This window comes from Pseudomonas sp. BN515 (assembly GCF_029873155.1).
GTDB lineage: Bacteria > Pseudomonadota > Gammaproteobacteria > Pseudomonadales > Pseudomonadaceae > Metapseudomonas.
Genome location: NZ_SSOH01000029.1, coordinates 168,444 through 182,417, shown reverse-complemented (window position 1 = coordinate 182,417; position 13,974 = coordinate 168,444). Strand labels below are relative to the sequence as shown.

General features: G+C 64.8%; 12 protein-coding genes. 6 read left to right on the top strand and 6 right to left on the bottom strand.

The features are described 5' to 3' along the window. Nucleotides 1-131: 131 nt before the first annotated feature. Nucleotides 132-794: a GntR family transcriptional regulator gene (locus E8E91_RS08510; RefSeq protein ID WP_280375390.1), complete on the bottom strand. Its 663-nt coding sequence runs from the start codon at nt 792-794 to the stop codon at nt 132-134. Between the two features lie 271 nt (nt 795-1,065). Here E8E91_RS08510 and E8E91_RS08505 point away from each other — a divergent pair, with 271 nt between their 5' ends. The 4 genes from E8E91_RS08505 (at nt 1,066) to E8E91_RS08490 (ending at nt 5,392) form a co-directional block, all read left to right on the top strand. Then, nucleotides 1,066-2,457, top strand: coding sequence for an aspartate aminotransferase family protein (locus E8E91_RS08505; RefSeq protein WP_280375389.1), 1,392 nt, complete (start codon nt 1,066-1,068; stop codon nt 2,455-2,457). Nucleotides 2,458-2,530: 73 nt separating this feature from the next. Next, nucleotides 2,531-3,898, top strand: coding sequence for a glutamine synthetase family protein (locus E8E91_RS08500; RefSeq protein ID WP_280375388.1), 1,368 nt, complete (start codon nt 2,531-2,533; stop codon nt 3,896-3,898). A 121-nt stretch (nt 3,899-4,019) separates the two neighbouring features. After that, complete coding sequence (locus E8E91_RS08495) at nt 4,020-4,802, top strand: transporter substrate-binding domain-containing protein (RefSeq protein WP_280375387.1); 783 nt, start codon at nt 4,020-4,022, stop codon at nt 4,800-4,802. Between the two features lie 107 nt (nt 4,803-4,909). Then, nucleotides 4,910-5,392 (top strand): acyl-CoA thioesterase, encoded by a 483-nt coding sequence (locus E8E91_RS08490; RefSeq protein WP_190829066.1) that lies wholly within the window; start codon nt 4,910-4,912, stop codon nt 5,390-5,392. 1,248 nt (nt 5,393-6,640) lie between these two features. Here the strand turns inward: E8E91_RS08490 and E8E91_RS08485 are convergent. The 4 genes from E8E91_RS08485 to E8E91_RS08470 form a co-directional block, all read right to left on the bottom strand. Next, nucleotides 6,641-8,041: a mannan-binding lectin gene (locus tag E8E91_RS08485; protein ID WP_280375386.1), complete on the bottom strand. Its 1,401-nt coding sequence runs from the start codon at nt 8,039-8,041 to the stop codon at nt 6,641-6,643. Nucleotides 8,042-8,317: 276 nt separating this feature from the next. Continuing rightward, entirely contained in the window at nt 8,318-8,788 is a 471-nt protein-coding gene (locus E8E91_RS08480; RefSeq protein ID WP_280375385.1) for a copper chaperone PCu(A)C, read from the bottom strand. Nucleotides 8,789-8,889: 101 nt separating this feature from the next. Continuing rightward, nucleotides 8,890-10,263 (bottom strand): PepSY domain-containing protein, encoded by a 1,374-nt coding sequence (locus tag E8E91_RS08475; RefSeq protein WP_280375384.1) that lies wholly within the window; start codon nt 10,261-10,263, stop codon nt 8,890-8,892. Nucleotides 10,264-10,346: 83 nt separating this feature from the next. Next, a complete protein-coding gene (locus tag E8E91_RS08470) occupies nt 10,347-10,730 on the bottom strand; it encodes a DUF2946 domain-containing protein (protein ID WP_280375383.1) in 384 nt (127 codons plus the stop codon). 191 nt (nt 10,731-10,921) lie between these two features. Between E8E91_RS08470 and E8E91_RS08465 the strand changes: the two genes are divergently transcribed. Both E8E91_RS08465 and E8E91_RS08460 read left to right on the top strand, forming a co-directional pair. Next, complete coding sequence (locus E8E91_RS08465; protein ID WP_280375382.1) at nt 10,922-12,457, top strand: sensor domain-containing diguanylate cyclase; 1,536 nt, start codon at nt 10,922-10,924, stop codon at nt 12,455-12,457. Nucleotides 12,458-12,504: 47 nt separating this feature from the next. Then, nucleotides 12,505-12,909, top strand: coding sequence for a DUF3301 domain-containing protein (locus E8E91_RS08460; protein ID WP_280375381.1), 405 nt, complete (start codon nt 12,505-12,507; stop codon nt 12,907-12,909). A gap of 107 nt (nt 12,910-13,016) precedes the next feature. Here the strand turns inward: E8E91_RS08460 and E8E91_RS08455 are convergent, their stop codons facing one another. Beyond that, nucleotides 13,017-13,892 (bottom strand): alpha/beta hydrolase, encoded by an 876-nt coding sequence (locus E8E91_RS08455; protein WP_280375380.1) that lies wholly within the window; start codon nt 13,890-13,892, stop codon nt 13,017-13,019. Nucleotides 13,893-13,974: the final 82 nt, after the last annotated feature.

The following is a 13,974-nucleotide window of genomic DNA, read 5'->3' as shown; positions in this document are numbered from 1 at the left end:
GGGAAAATGAGGTTAGGAACGGCCGCAGATTATCATCGCCACCTTTCTCTCCAGGGCGATGCAATATGCAGTAACACTTGCCTGAAAGGTCCTACGGGAGCGAGATCGGCCCGCTCCCGAGGAATGGCGGGTCAGCCGCTGCGGGCCTGGGCGAAGTCCAGTTCCAGCAGGTTGAGGAGGGATTGGCCGAAGTAGGTGAGGTCCTGCTCGATGGCGAAGCGCGCAGCCTTGCCGTCACCGGCCTGCAAGGCCTTGAAGGCGTCTTCGTGGAAGTCGTTGAGACGCAACGACAGGTCCGCCTCGGTGAACAGGCGATTGAAGAAGGGGCCGACTTGCAGCCAGAGGGTTTCGATGGTGCGCAACAGGACCGGGTTGCCACAGGCGCCATACAGCACCCGGTGAAACTGGCTGTTGTCGGTCAGGTAGCCCTGCACGTCGCGCTGCTCGATGGCGGCGTCCATGCGCTCCATGCAGCCCTGCAGGACATCCAGTTCATCGGGGGAAAGCCGGCCCGCCGCCGCCTCCACCGCCATGCCTTCCAGCGCCATGCGCACCTGGAATATCTGCTTGAAGCGTTCGCGGGTCATGGGCGGCACGCGCACCGAGCGCTGTGGCTCGCCCTCCAGGGCACCTTCGGCCACCAGGCGCTGCAAGGCGGCGCGCACGGGCATCGGACTGGTGCCCCAGGCGGCGGCGAGATCGCGGATCTTCAGGCGCTCGCCGGGTTTGAAATGGCCTGCCAGCAGGCCTTCGCGTAGTCGTTGGTAAAGCAGTTCCTGCAGGTTCTCGGCCATGGGCATATCACCGTGCAAGGGCCGGCGGCGCCGGCAGTTGGTTCAGGGTCAGGCTGCAGTTACGCATGCGCTTGGTCGCCTTCTGTTGATGGGTTGATCGCTACGACCCCAGGTCGAGTCCGGACCAGCGGAGGCTTTCCATCTGGTCTATCGTTCGATCCTGTGATCACAAATATGCTTTCAAGTTAATTTTCAGGGCCTTTTTTCGCAAGCCTTGACAGAATTGTGATCACAAAACACGATGTGCAGAAATTCGAACGAGGTGTTCAACATGACTGCCAGTGGAATCAGCCAAGCTGCCGTGGAAACCTTTGCCGCCCGCGAGCGCGCCCGTTTCCTGGAGCGCAATCCGAAATCCGTCGCCCTCGCCGAACGCGCGCACAAGTCGCTCTACGCCGGCGTGCCGATGCACTGGATGGCCGACTGGTCCACGCCCTGCCCGCTGTTCGTCGAGCGCGCCAAGGGCGCCCGCTTCTATGACGTCGACGGCCACGAGTACATCGACTTCTGCCTGGGCGACACCGGCACCATGTTCGGCCACTCGCCGGACCCCATCGCCCGCGCCATCGCCGAGCAGGCCAACAATGGCCTGACCACCATGCTGCCGGGTGAAGACGCCGTGGTCTGCGGCGAGCTGCTGGCCCAGCGCTTCGGCCTGCCCTACTGGCAAGTGACCGCCACCGCCACCGACTCCAACCGCTACGTGCTGCGCTGGGCCCGCGCCATCACCGAGCGCAAGACCCTGCTGGTGTTCGACGGCTGCTACCACGGCACCGTGGACGACGTGATGGTGCGCTACCGCGATGGCGAGACCGTGCCGCGCTCTGGCCTGGTGGGCCAGGCGTACGACCTGACCCAGTACAGCCGCTCCATTCCCTTCAACGATGTCGAGGCGCTGGAAGCCGCACTGGCCAAGGGCGACGTCTGTGCCCTGCTCTGCGAGCCGGCGATGACCAACATCGGCATGGTCCTGCCCGATCCGGGCTTCATGCAGAAGTGCCGCGAGCTGACTCGCAAGTACGGCAGCCTGCTGATCATCGACGAAACCCACACCATCTCGACCGACATCGGTGGCTGCACCCACCTGTGGAACCTCGACCCGGACTTCTTCGTGGTCGGCAAGCCGATCGCCGGCGGCGTGCCCTGCGGCATCTTCGGCTGCAGCGCGGAGATGGCGGAACGGATGCTCGCCTCGCGCAAGAAGGCCCAGGAGGACAGCCATGGCCACGGCCACAGCGGCATGGGCACCACCCTTTCGGCCAATGCCCTGGCCATGCACTGCATGCGCGCCAACCTTGAACAGGTGATGACCCAGGCCGCCTACGACCACATGCTGCCGCTGGCCAAGCGCCTGGCGGACGGCTTCCGCAGCCTGATCGCCAAGTACGACCTGAAGTGGTCGGTGACCGAGCTCGGCGCCCGCAGCGAATTCCAGTTCTGCCCGGTATCGCCGCGTACCGGCGCTGAGGCCGAAGCCGCTTTCCACGATGAGCTGCAAATGGCCCTTCACCTTTACCTGATCAACCGCGGCATCCTGATCACGCCGTTCCACAACATGACCCTCTGCTGCCCGGCTACCACCGCCGTGGACGTGGACAAGCTGATCGCCACCCTGGACGAGGCCATCGGCGAGCTGCTGGCCATCCCCGGCGCCCGCGAATGATCCGTAGGGTGCGCCGCGCGCACCGAAAACCCGAATGAAGGTGCGCACGGCGCACCCTACCGAGAGAACCTCCATGCAATTCGCCAATCCCCAGGAAGCCCGCGACTTCCTCGAACAACACCCCGAGGTCCGCAGCATCGAGCTGATGCTGATCGACGCCAACGGCATCCCGCGCGGCAAGCTGCTGCACCGTGACGAGCTGTTGCCGATCTTCGAGAACGGCCGCCCGCTGCCCAGCTCCATCCTCTCGCTGACCATCCAGGGCGAGGACGTCGAAGCCAGTGGCCTGGTCTGGGAAGTCGCTGACGCCGACTGCTGGACGTACCCGGTGCCCGGCTCGCTGTCGCTGCAGCCCTGGCGCGCCACGCCCACCGGCCAGGTGCAGGTGAGCATGCACCCGACCCAGGGACTGCCCGCGACCCCCGGCGACCCGCGCCATGTGCTGGCACGCACCATCGACCGCCTCAAGGCCGACGGCTACCACCCGGTGATGGCGGTGGAGCTGGAGTTCTACCTGCTGGACAAGCATCGCGACGCCAATGGCCGTCCGCAGCCGGCCCTGCAGGCGAACGGCGTGCGCCCGCAGGCCCCCCAGGTTTATGGCGTCTACGAGCTGGAACAGCTGCAGCCCTTCCTCGATGACCTCTACGCCGCATGCGAGGTCCAGGGCCTGCCGGTGCGCACCGCCATTTCCGAGTACGCGCCCGGCCAACTGGAACTGACCCTGGAGCACCGCTTCGACGCGCTCCAGGCGGTGGACGAAGGCATTCGCTACAAGCGCCTGGTCAAGGGCGTCGCCAACAAGCACGGGCTCATCGCCTGCTTCATGGCCAAGCCCTTTGGCGACCTCGCCGGCAGCGGCCTGCACATGCACGTGAGCCTGGCCGACGAGCAGGGCAACAACTTGATGGCCAGCGAAGACCCGCACGGCACGCCGCTGCTGCGCCACGCCATCGGCGGCATGATGGCGACCCTCAACGACACGCTGGCGATCTTCTGCCCCAACGCCAACTCCTACCGCCGCTTCCAGGCCAACAGCTACGCACCGCTGGCCAAGAGCTGGGGTGTGAACAACCGCACTGTGTCCTTCCGCGTGCCGGGTGGCCCGGCCAAGAGCCGCCATGTGGAACACCGCATCTGCGGCGCCGACGCCAACCCCTACCTGGCGGCTGCGGCGATTCTCGCCGGTATCCACAAAGGCATTCGCGAGCAGATCGATCCGGGCGAGCCCATAGTCGGAAACGGCTACGAGCAGGCCCGCGAAACCCTGCCCACCGACTGGCTCACCGCGCTGCGTAACCTGGAACAGTCGACCTGGGCCAGGGACGCCCTGGGCGAGGACTTCCTGAAGATCTTCCTCGCCATCAAGTGGGAAGAATTCCGCCAGTTCGTCAGCGAAGTGGGTGAGCAGGATTGGCGTTGGTACCTGACCCACGCCTGATGGCGGACGCAAGGTCCGTCATGGTGCCCGGCCGGTCTGGCCGGGCACTGAAGTTTCCCCGAGCCGCTGCTAGGCTGAACGTCATTCCCTACCCTTCCAGGCCCGCCCGATGAAGGCTGCGATGTTCGCGCTGCTGTTCCTGGCCCTCGGCGTCTGCCAAGCGGAGTCACTGCGCATCGGCCTGGAAAGCCACGACTACCTCCCCTATTACCGCGCCCTCCCCGGCAAGCCCGCCGAAGGCTATGCGATCGCGGTGCTGCAACTCTTTGCCAACAGCCAGGGCCGCGCCCTCGAACTGGAAGCCCTGCCGATCAACCGCCTGCACCGCAACCTGCAGACCACCGACCGGCTGATGCTGGTGTTCCCCGACAACCCGGCCTGGTCGCGCCAGCTCAAGGGTGATGCGCGAATGCATTACAGCCGCCCGGTGATCCGCGTGGTGGACGGCAGCCTGGTGTTGCGCGAACACCTGGGACGGGGCGTCGACTCGGTACGGCGCCTCGGCACCGTGCGCGGCTTCACTCCGGAAGCCTGGCAGGAGCGCCTGCGTGACGGCCAGGTGCAACTGGTGGAGGCCAGCGACATCGCCAGTCTCGTGCGCATGCTGCTGCGCCTGCGCATCGATGCCATCTATGCCAACCCGGAAGTGCTGCACCACTACCTGGAGACCAGCACCAACCTGGGTGGCGACCGCCTGCTGCTGGACCCGGAATTGCCCCTGGCGCAGACCGCCTTCCACGCCAGCAGCCTGAATCACCCGGAGATACTCGAAGCCTTCGACCGCTTCCTGGTCGAGCAAAGCGACGAGCTGGCGCAACTGCGCCGCGAACACGGCCTGGCCTGCGGCCCTAGCGACCTGGTGGAAGAACGACCGGCCTGTCAGCAAGCCAACCAGACGCCCTGACCGCAAGTTATCCACAGCGCTCCCGGAATTGCGCGACACTGCAACTGTGGCGCCCAGGCGCCGACCCGCGTCTATCCCGGACAGACCCCACAGCGACGAGGCCAGCAATGGAACCCGGAACCGCACAACTGTCGATGACCGTCCTGATGACCCCGGACATGGCCAACTTCTCCGGCAACGTCCACGGCGGCACCTTGCTCAAGTACCTCGATGAAGTGGCCTACGCCTGCGCCAGCCGCTATGCCGGCCGCTACGTCGTGACCCTCTCGGTGGACCAGGTGATCTTCCGCGAGCCCATTCACGTGGGCGAACTGGTCACCTTCCTCGCCTCGGTGAACTACACCGGCAACACCTCGATGGAGGTGGGCATCAAGGTGGTCACCGAAAACATCCGCGAGCGTTCGGTGCGCCATACCAACAGTTGCTTCTTCACCATGGTGGCGCTGGATGACGAGCGTCGCCCCGCTGCAGTTCCACCGCTGCAGCCGGCAACCCCCGACGAAAAGCGCCGTTATGCCCAGGCCAAGCAGCGTCGCCAGATCCGCCAGGAACTGGAACAGCGCTACCAGGAAATGCGCGAGGGCAACTGAGCCCTCGCTTTTCCACCCTGTTCCCCAAAATCAGTGGAAGGGCCTGTGGATAAGGTGTAGACCGAGCTCCAGGCCCCGCACCACGCGGGCCTTCCCGCGATCTGGCGATTTTCTGAGCATTTTCAACCACTTGGCTTGTGCACTGCTCACAGATGCTGTGCAGCAGGCTGTTGATAACCTGTTCGGATACTGCTCTGTGCCCCGCCATTCGTGGCTTTCCGGAGACTGATCAATTTCTGATCAATCCTTGGTAGCCGCGGAATGCCTGGCCCGGCCCCAGGCCTCCTCCCAGCTGAAATCCCCATTACAGAGCCGTTTCCCCCATTTTCCGTGGATGCAACTGTGGATAAATTGTCGATGGATGCCTGGGAAGCAGGCACGACGCAGCTTTCCACTGTCTGGGCATTTTTCGAGCAAAATCATAGGGATAACTGCTTCGTTGCACACAATATCTGTGCAGCCATCTGTGAATAACTTGTGCGGACAATGCTGTAGGCCTCGAATCCCGTGGCTCGCAGAACATTGGTCAGTTTTTACCCAAGTCTTCTTGGGCGCTCTTCTGCTGTGAATAACAGATCGACGCCATCTCCGGATGGGGCCGCTCCGTCGGCAATGGATGGCGCATCCATGTGCATCAGGCGCCGTTTTGGCGTGAATTCGCGCGCTCCTCAACGATCTGTTCACAGGCCGGCAGAGTTTTTACCCAATTCCCGTGGATGCTGTTGTGGATAAGCTGTAGTTCGAGTGCCAGGGACCAGAGCTGCCGCGGCTTTTCGCGCTTTGTTCATTTTTCGCTCTGATTCAAGCACTTGGCCCACATATTCTGTGTAGCCATCTGTGGATAAGCTGTTTGGCCATGGCTGCAGCCCTGTAATAATGCGGCCTGCAACGTTGTGATCACTATTTGATCAGCCTCATCGACCAAATCGGGCCGCGCTCCGCCAGGCCAGGCCCGGTCAATCCCCGCGCCATTAATCCACAAGCGCCAGCATCAAGATTTCCACGCTTGTGCCCAAATTACGTGGACTGGTCTGTGTATAAGTTGTCCATGGATGGCTGCAGGCCAGGCAGCACGCAGCCTGTAGAAGAATGTACATTTTTCGAGCAATATCAACGAGTTACCCGGCCGGCTGCACACAGAATCTGTGCAACCGGCTGTGGATAGCCTGTGAGGACCGAGCTGCAGCCCATGAATGACGGGGCTTTCGAGAACCTGATCAATAAACGACCAGACGCCTCAGGATCGACTTATCCCCAGCAACACCCGCAGACCGACATGGAACCGGGCTCGGTGGTCTTCCAGTTGCCGTTCCAGCCGCCCTTGTTGCTGCACACCTGTGGACAGGTCTGCGCGGCCTGGCCGTTGTTCCAGATGGGGCCGGCCTGCACGTCCTGCGGCGTGGTGCACTGGCCCTGCATCACGTCATCGAAGATGTGGCTCAGCTTCGCCCAGGGAATGGTGTTGCTGTTCCCGCTGCCATTGAAGTTGTGGCAACCGAAGCAGTTGGAGATGAATGACTGGGTCGGGTCCACGTTCTGGTAGGTGGTTTCCATCACCGTGTTGGCCAGGCGCATCGAGCCACGCTGGTTGGAGAAGTTGGAGGACGGCTGGGTGACGTCGTTCTGCCAGATGGCGCCGACATTCATGTAGTTCTGCCAGACGGCCATCGGATTGTCGCTGGACAGCGCCGAGAGGAAGCCCTGGATCTGGGTGTTGAGGCTGTCGATGTCGGCGATGTTGTCGGAGGCCTCGTGGTCCGAGACATTGGTGCCGTCGTGGTAGACCCGACAGATTTCCGAAGGCGTGCCGGTGAGGCTGGAACTCGGCTGCGCCTGGTTCATGTTGCAGCCCGCAGGTGGGTTATCCACAGCACAGGTGGCACTGGTGAATGACCAGCCACCCGCCGGGGCAGTGGCGGGATTGCTGCATTCCGGCACGTTGCTGCGGTGCTCGAAGGTGGCCCAGATGAACTCCGGGTGCAGCGCGGTGGCGATAGCCATGTGGAATCCGACCATGCCCAGCAGTTCGTTGCCCGGTACGCCGTCCACGTTGGCTTCGATCCAGAAGTAGTTGGGCTTGTCGGCGTCGGTGATGATCCGCCACGCACTCTTCAGCTCGGTGGTTCCGCTCGGGTAGTTCAGCGCGCTCTGGATCTGCGGGATATTGCACAGGCTCTGGCTGAAGCGGATCTCGTAAAAGACCACGTTGCCGTTCTGGTCGAAGATGGTGTCGCCGCCACCAGCCTGGCCGGTGCGGTCGGGAATCTGGAAGGGCGTGTTTGCAGCGGCAGGTTCCACCCGGCGCACGAACATCACCTCGGCCTGCTTGGACGGGTCGCAGGAGTTGGTGCCGGTGGCCTGGAGGATCGGGTAGTTGGTATTGACCTGGAAGTTGCGCAGGCTGGGGTCACTGGCCGATGGGCTGACCAGCTGGAAGAACCATTGCCAGGCGAACTGGTAGAAGTCGCAGAAGTCGGCGTTGCTGCCTTCGGGGATTTCGCCGGGTGGGTTGGGGTTGGTGATCCAGTCCTGGCTGGCGCTGCACGCGGGGCTCGCCGCTTGCGCCGAGCCAGCCACCAGCAAGGGGCCGGCGCAGGCAAGCATCAGGACCAGCAACCAGGCGACACGGAATGTCCTTGTAGCGTTCATCTTCCCTCTCCTTTTCTGCTCATCAGGGCACGGGCCGTCGGAGCGCTGCGAAACACGCAGCGCCCTGGCCCAAGCGGTGCATCGCCAGGGAACAGTGAGGGCAGATGATTCAAGCGGGGCCGCGCAATGCGCGGGGCTGGCGTCCTGCCGGCGGGTGCTCCATGCGATGGAATCAGGCTAGAAGAGGCACCACGCCTCGGCAAACCATGCCGCCAAGCGGCATTGTGGATAACTGGGCAGGGAAGGCGCGGAGCCGGCCGGCCCCGCGCACGGACGTCAGTGCTGGTGCTCGGCCGCCGCCGCCGGCGCCTGCGTCTGCACGTGGACTTCCACGTCCAGGTCGCCGGCCTTCTGGAAGTGCAGGGTCATGGGGAACTTGTCGCCATCGTTCAGCGGCTGCTTCAGGCCGAACATCATCATGTGGTAGCCGCCCTGCTCGAAGCGCGCTTCGCCGCCAGCGGGAATCTCCACACCGCCTTCGACCTTCTGCATCTTCATCAGGCCGTCCTTGTGCAGATGCTCGTGGATCTCGGTCTTGCCGGCACGGGCGGTATCGGCGCCCAGCAGCTTGTCCGCCTCCGTACCCTTGTTGTGGATAACCAGGTAGGCGGCGCCGTTGGGCGATACCGCGGGCACGGCCATGGCCCAGGGGTGCTCGATGTGCAGCGACCCAAAGGTGTAATCATGGGCGGCCAGGGTGCCGGAAAAGCTCAGCAGGGCCCCCAGGGCCAGCAACGTCTTGCGCATGTCGGAACTCCATTCATTCAATTGACTGGCCCCCACCCCCGGCGGGTGCCGCTTGCTTTCCATCGCGGACGCGGCCCGCGGGCCACGCCTGCCGAACCGGTCTAGCCGGCCACCACCTTGCCGTCGCCGATACGCGACAGCACCGCCCAGTCCAGTGCCCAGATCGCCAGCAGGGACAGCCCCACCAGCGGGAAGGCGATGCCGAGGCCGATCATGATCACCACCGCGGTTTTCCACAACGGCAGGTCATGCCGCAGGGGCGGTACGCCCAGGCTGCCTTGCGGGCGGCGCTTCCACCACATCACCAGGCCGCTCACGGAGCTCAGCAGGATCAGCAGGCAGACGCCGAACATCAGCAACTGGTTGGCCAGGCCGAAGAACTTGCCTTCGTGCAGCACCACGCCCATTTCCACACTCTTGGCCACCACGCCGTAGTCCTGCCAGCGAATGTCGGCCAGCACCTTGCCGCTGTACTGGTCCAGGTGCAGGGTCGCGTCGTTGCGCGGGTCATCGGCGAACACGGCAATGCTGTACACCCCGGTCTCGTCGGCCGGCAGGGTGATGCTGTAGCCGGGCACCACGCTGCGCTCAGCAGCGGTGTTCACCACTTGCTGCAGGCTCACCTGCCCGCTTGGCACGGCCATGCCGGTGGCGCCATGTCCCTTGTGCGCAGCGTGGGGATCGGAGGCCGGCAGAGGGGTGTTTTCCACCGCCCAGGCCACGGTCTGGTCGGCGGCGGTGTTCAGACTACGGGCCTGCTGGTCGGACTTGGGCACCTCGTTCCACATGGCGGCGGGGAAGCGGTTCCACACATCGGAGAATTGCTCGCCCCAGAAGCCGGTCCAGGTCATCCCGGTGAGCAGCATGAACAGCAGCACCAGCGAGCCCCAGAATCCGGTCACTGCGTGCAGGTCCCGCCAGAACAGCCGACCGCGATTGGCCAGGCGCGGCCAGAACACGCCGCGCATGCCCTGACCCCGTGGCCACCAGAGGTAGACGCCGGACACCACCAGGACGATGGCCCAGCCTGCGGCCAGTTCGATCAGCCGGTCGCCGACCGTGCCGATCAGCAGCGTGCCATGCAGCGAGCGGGAAATGGCCTGGAGGTTGTTCTCCGCGTCCTGGGTGCCCAGCACCTGGCCGCTGTAGGGGTCGAGGAACAGATTGGTCTTGCGCCCGTCCAGGCTGACCACGAACTGCGCGCTGTGCTCGGCGTCCACCGGCGGCAGGTACTGGCTGACGGCAGCCTGCGGGTAGGCCTGGCGCACCTTGTCCAGCTGCTGGTCGGCGCTGAGCGCCTGCCCGGCCGGGCGGACCAGCATCAGGTCGCTGTAGAGCAGGTTGTCCAGCTGGGGTTTGAACAGATAGATGCTGCCGGTGACCGCCAGCATGATCATGAAGGGGATGACGAACAGCCCGGCATAGAAGTGCCAGCGCCACGCCAGGTTGTAAAAGGAGACAGTGTTCTTCGACATTGTCGTGCTCCCTGATGAACCAGTGGTCCGCACGCACGCGCGCCTGAACAGGGCGTGCACACGGCAAAGAAAGGTTGCGTGGATCAGGAAAGCGCGACGGGAGGTGCGCGGGTCAGCGCGCCGGGGAACACGGTCCGTCCACCGTGGCCAGCCAGGGGCGCCAGCGCGGCATGCGGACTGGTAAGGCCGGCCAGGTCCAACCCGTGCAGGGTCGCGGGGTTCAGGGCCGGGGAGTTGAACAGCAAAGTGCAGTAGCCGCACTTGGCCCAGGACATCTCGTGGTCGGGCATCGCCGGCTGATGGCTCGGACCGCCATGCTCGGCAGAACAGGCCAGCTCGCCCATCCACTCGGGCACGCCCCCCTGCCCCATGTCCCGCGCCTGGGACACCAACGGACCGACGAACACCAGCAGCATGGCCAGAAGGCCAAGCCAGGCGCCGCGTTGTCGTGTTCTGCCGTAGGTCACAGGGAGGGTTCCATACCGGTCGATCCGGGGGGCGCCTATGCTAGCCATGCGCCTGCCTGGGTTGAAGCCTAGTCGCTGGGACAGAAGGACGCAGGTCGGGTGCCGGCGTTTTCCAACCGTTCGGTCACAAGACAGCCTCACCCGGCGGTGCCAGAATCCAGCCGTCGGCTACCAGGCCCGGGAGGGCCTCGATGGAAACCCTGTACTTCTCACCCATGCTGCTCGGGCTCAACCTGATGCTCGCCAGCGCCGTCGCCTGCACTGGCCTCTGGTACTTCTCGCGGCCCTATCGCGGCCCCGGATTCTGGATGGCCGGCGCCTGGACCCTGATCCTCGGCATCCTGCTGTTCATGGGCTTCATGGCGAGCGGCAACCCGGTCCTCAACGTTCTGGGCAACGCCACCCAACTGGCCGGCGAGGCGATCCTGCTACTCGGCGTATTCCGCTTCCTCGGCCGGCGCCCGCCCTACTGGACGGTACCGGCCAGCGCCGGCGCCATGGCGCTGGTCAACAGCTGGCACTGGTTCAGCGCCATCAACAGCGAACTGCTGATCGCCATCTACGCCGCCATCGGCGGTGCCCTGCCCCTGCAGGCCTGCTACGTGTTGCTGGCCGAGCGCCGCGAACCGGCGCTGCGCAGTGCGCGGCTGTTCGTCGGCTTCACTCTCCTGGGCTACGCGCTGGTGACGCTGCTGCGCGCCGGCATCGGTGTGCACGACTGGCTGCAGCAGGTGGAGCACCCGGACGTCACCCTCTCGCTGAGCTACCTGCTGCCGTACAACTTCGGCATTCCGCTCTGGGTCATCGCACTGGTCGGCCTGGCCCTGATGACCATGCGCCGCATCCTCGAGGACAGTCAGCGACACGCCCGCGAGGCAGAGGCCAATGCACACCGCTTCGAACGGCTGATGGGCGTGGCCAACGCCGGCATGCTGGTGGTGGACGATGGACGCATCCTCGATGCCAACCCGATGCTCGAACAGCTCTTCGCACGGCGTCGCGAGGAGCTGCTCGGCCAACCCCTGGCCCGGTTGGTGACCGAGGCCGAAGCGCCGCGACTGGCCGAGCTGCTGCTGCAGGCCGACGGCCGCCCCCACGATATCGGTGCCTGCCGGGGAGATGGCAATGGCTTCCCGGCAGAGCTGGCCATCGCCTCCCTGGACAACTCCCACCAGCGCCTGGTGGAGATCCGCGACGTCAGCCATCGCAAGGCGCTGGAGCAACAGCTGCTGCACCTGGCCACCACCGATCCGTTGACCGGGGCGCTCAATCGCCGCGCCTTCGAAGAACGCGCCGAACAGGAGCTGCAGCGAGCGCGGCGGCAGCACTCGCCGCTGTGCCTGGCGCTGCTCGACCTGGACCACTTCAAGCAGATCAACGACCGCCACGGTCATCAGGTGGGCGACGAGGTGCTGCGTCAGTTCAGCCAGCTCTGCCAGCGACAGGCGCGGCGCACCGATCTCTTCGCCCGCTACGGCGGCGAGGAATTCATCTTCCTGCTGCCTGATACCAACGCAGATGCCGCCCACCACCTGCTGGAGCGACTGCGCCTGGCATTGCAGAGCCTGGAGATCGCCACCGTGGACGGCCACTTGCGGGTCAGCGTGAGCATCGGCCTGGCCAGCGTCAGCGCCAATGACGATCTGCACCGGCTGCAGGGTGTGGCCGATGCGGCGCTGTACCGCGCCAAGCAACTGGGAAGAAACCGTATTGAGCTGGCCCTCTGAAACCACCGTGGATGGTTTAAGCTTGGGTCTATGTTTCCGGAGTCATCATGCTGAGCCTGGCTGACGTTTTCCTGCTGATGTTGTTCGCCGCCGGCGCGGCTTGGCTGTGGCGCGGGCACGGCGTGCGCGAGCGCGCCCTGGTGCTGGCCAAGCAGCACTGCGCACGGCTGGATGTGGAACTGCTGGACGGCAACGTCGCCTTCCGCCGCCTGGCGATGGTGCGCGACGGCAAGGGCAACCGCCGCCTGGCGCGTATCTACGACTTCGAGTTCACCGTGACGGGCGAGCAGCGCCTGACGGGGAGCATCCAGATGTTCGGCAACCACCTGGGCCGCATCGATGTGGAAGCGCACCCCTTCCAGGCCGAAACCCAGCAAGACGGCAAGGTTATCCACATGAACGAGTGGCGCCGCAGCCATCCCAAACCGGATGAGCAGCGACGGGTGGATTGAGCGGGCCGGACCACGCTTCACCGGTCCACCATTCGCGTTCCGAACAGGTTCCGATGGTGGATGTAAAAAAGCGACATCCACCCTACCGCCAGCTTCAGCCGCAGAATTCATCCACGCAGCAGGAACCCGGTCACGCGCTCGGCGCTGGCCTGTGGATATTCCTGCATGAAACAGTGACCGCCCTCCACCACCTGGGCGCTGACATGGCCATTGAGCGCGGTCAGGCGCGCCACTGACTTGGCCACGAAGGGGTAGCTGTGCTGCCCGTGGAGGATCAGCGTCGGCGTGACGATGCGGCCCAGCGACGGCCACAGGCGCTTGGGGAAGGAACTGAAGATTTCCGCTTCGCGACTCGGCCGGCACTTCAGCTCGACACCGTTATCCACAGCCTTGATGGCGTGATCCACGTAGCCCCGTAGCGCCTCTTCGGTCCACCCCTTGAAGATGCCCCGGCCGTGGAGGCCGTTCCACGCTGCCTCGCGGTCGGCCCAGTGGTTGCGCCGGGCACGCGCGCGGCTGGCCATGGTGGTGCGGCGGTGCAGGCCGAGCACTTCGGAGAAGGCCATGGCCCCGACCATGGTCGGCGTGAAGATCACCGGATCGAGCAGCACAGCGCGGCTGAACAGCTCGGGATGGCGAGCGAGGATCAGGCTGCTCAGCACCCCGCCGAAGCTGTGCCCCACCGCCATCCGCGGGACCTCGCCGAACGGCCCGCGCCCGGCCTCGAAGGCTTCCACCGCCAGCTCGGCATTGCGGTTCCAACCGAGGAAGCGGCCGCCATGGTCGCTGTCGCCGTGACCCTGGATGTCGCAGAGCCAGAGATCGAAGTCTTTGGCCAGCGCCTCCAGCATCGGCGTATAGGTGCGCCCACAGAAACCGTTGCCATGGAGAAAGTGCAGGAGCGGCTTGCCGGAGGCCGGCGTGTGCCAGCCGCGCAGAGTGAATCCGGCGGAAGAGGAGTGGGACCAGGGGATCAATTGCATCGAACGTGCCTCGAAATGACTGCGCGAAGTGTATCCGCAGACTTCCGTCCAGAGCAGTGGGTGAGGTTGGCCGTGGTATCGT

Excerpts from the sequence above, each read along its gene's own strand:
- E8E91_RS08480 (WP_280375385.1), bottom strand. The coding sequence starts at position 8,788 with ATGCGCAAGACGTTGCTGGCCCTGGGGGCCCTGCTGAGCTTTTCCGGC.
- E8E91_RS08465 (WP_280375382.1), top strand. The coding sequence starts at position 10,922 with ATGGAAACCCTGTACTTCTCACCCATGCTGCTCGGGCTCAACCTGATG.
- E8E91_RS08510 (WP_280375390.1), bottom strand. The coding sequence starts at position 794 with ATGGCCGAGAACCTGCAGGAACTGCTTTACCAACGACTACGCGAAGGC.
- E8E91_RS08495 (WP_280375387.1), top strand. The coding sequence starts at position 4,020 with ATGTTCGCGCTGCTGTTCCTGGCCCTCGGCGTCTGCCAAGCGGAGTCA.
- E8E91_RS08505 (WP_280375389.1), top strand. The coding sequence starts at position 1,066 with ATGACTGCCAGTGGAATCAGCCAAGCTGCCGTGGAAACCTTTGCCGCC.
- E8E91_RS08460 (WP_280375381.1), top strand. The coding sequence starts at position 12,505 with ATGCTGAGCCTGGCTGACGTTTTCCTGCTGATGTTGTTCGCCGCCGGC.
- E8E91_RS08475 (WP_280375384.1), bottom strand. The coding sequence starts at position 10,263 with ATGTCGAAGAACACTGTCTCCTTTTACAACCTGGCGTGGCGCTGGCAC.
- E8E91_RS08485 (WP_280375386.1), bottom strand. The coding sequence starts at position 8,041 with ATGAACGCTACAAGGACATTCCGTGTCGCCTGGTTGCTGGTCCTGATG.
- E8E91_RS08490 (WP_190829066.1), top strand. The coding sequence starts at position 4,910 with ATGGAACCCGGAACCGCACAACTGTCGATGACCGTCCTGATGACCCCG.
- E8E91_RS08500 (WP_280375388.1), top strand. The coding sequence starts at position 2,531 with ATGCAATTCGCCAATCCCCAGGAAGCCCGCGACTTCCTCGAACAACAC.
- E8E91_RS08455 (WP_280375380.1), bottom strand. The coding sequence starts at position 13,892 with ATGCAATTGATCCCCTGGTCCCACTCCTCTTCCGCCGGATTCACTCTG.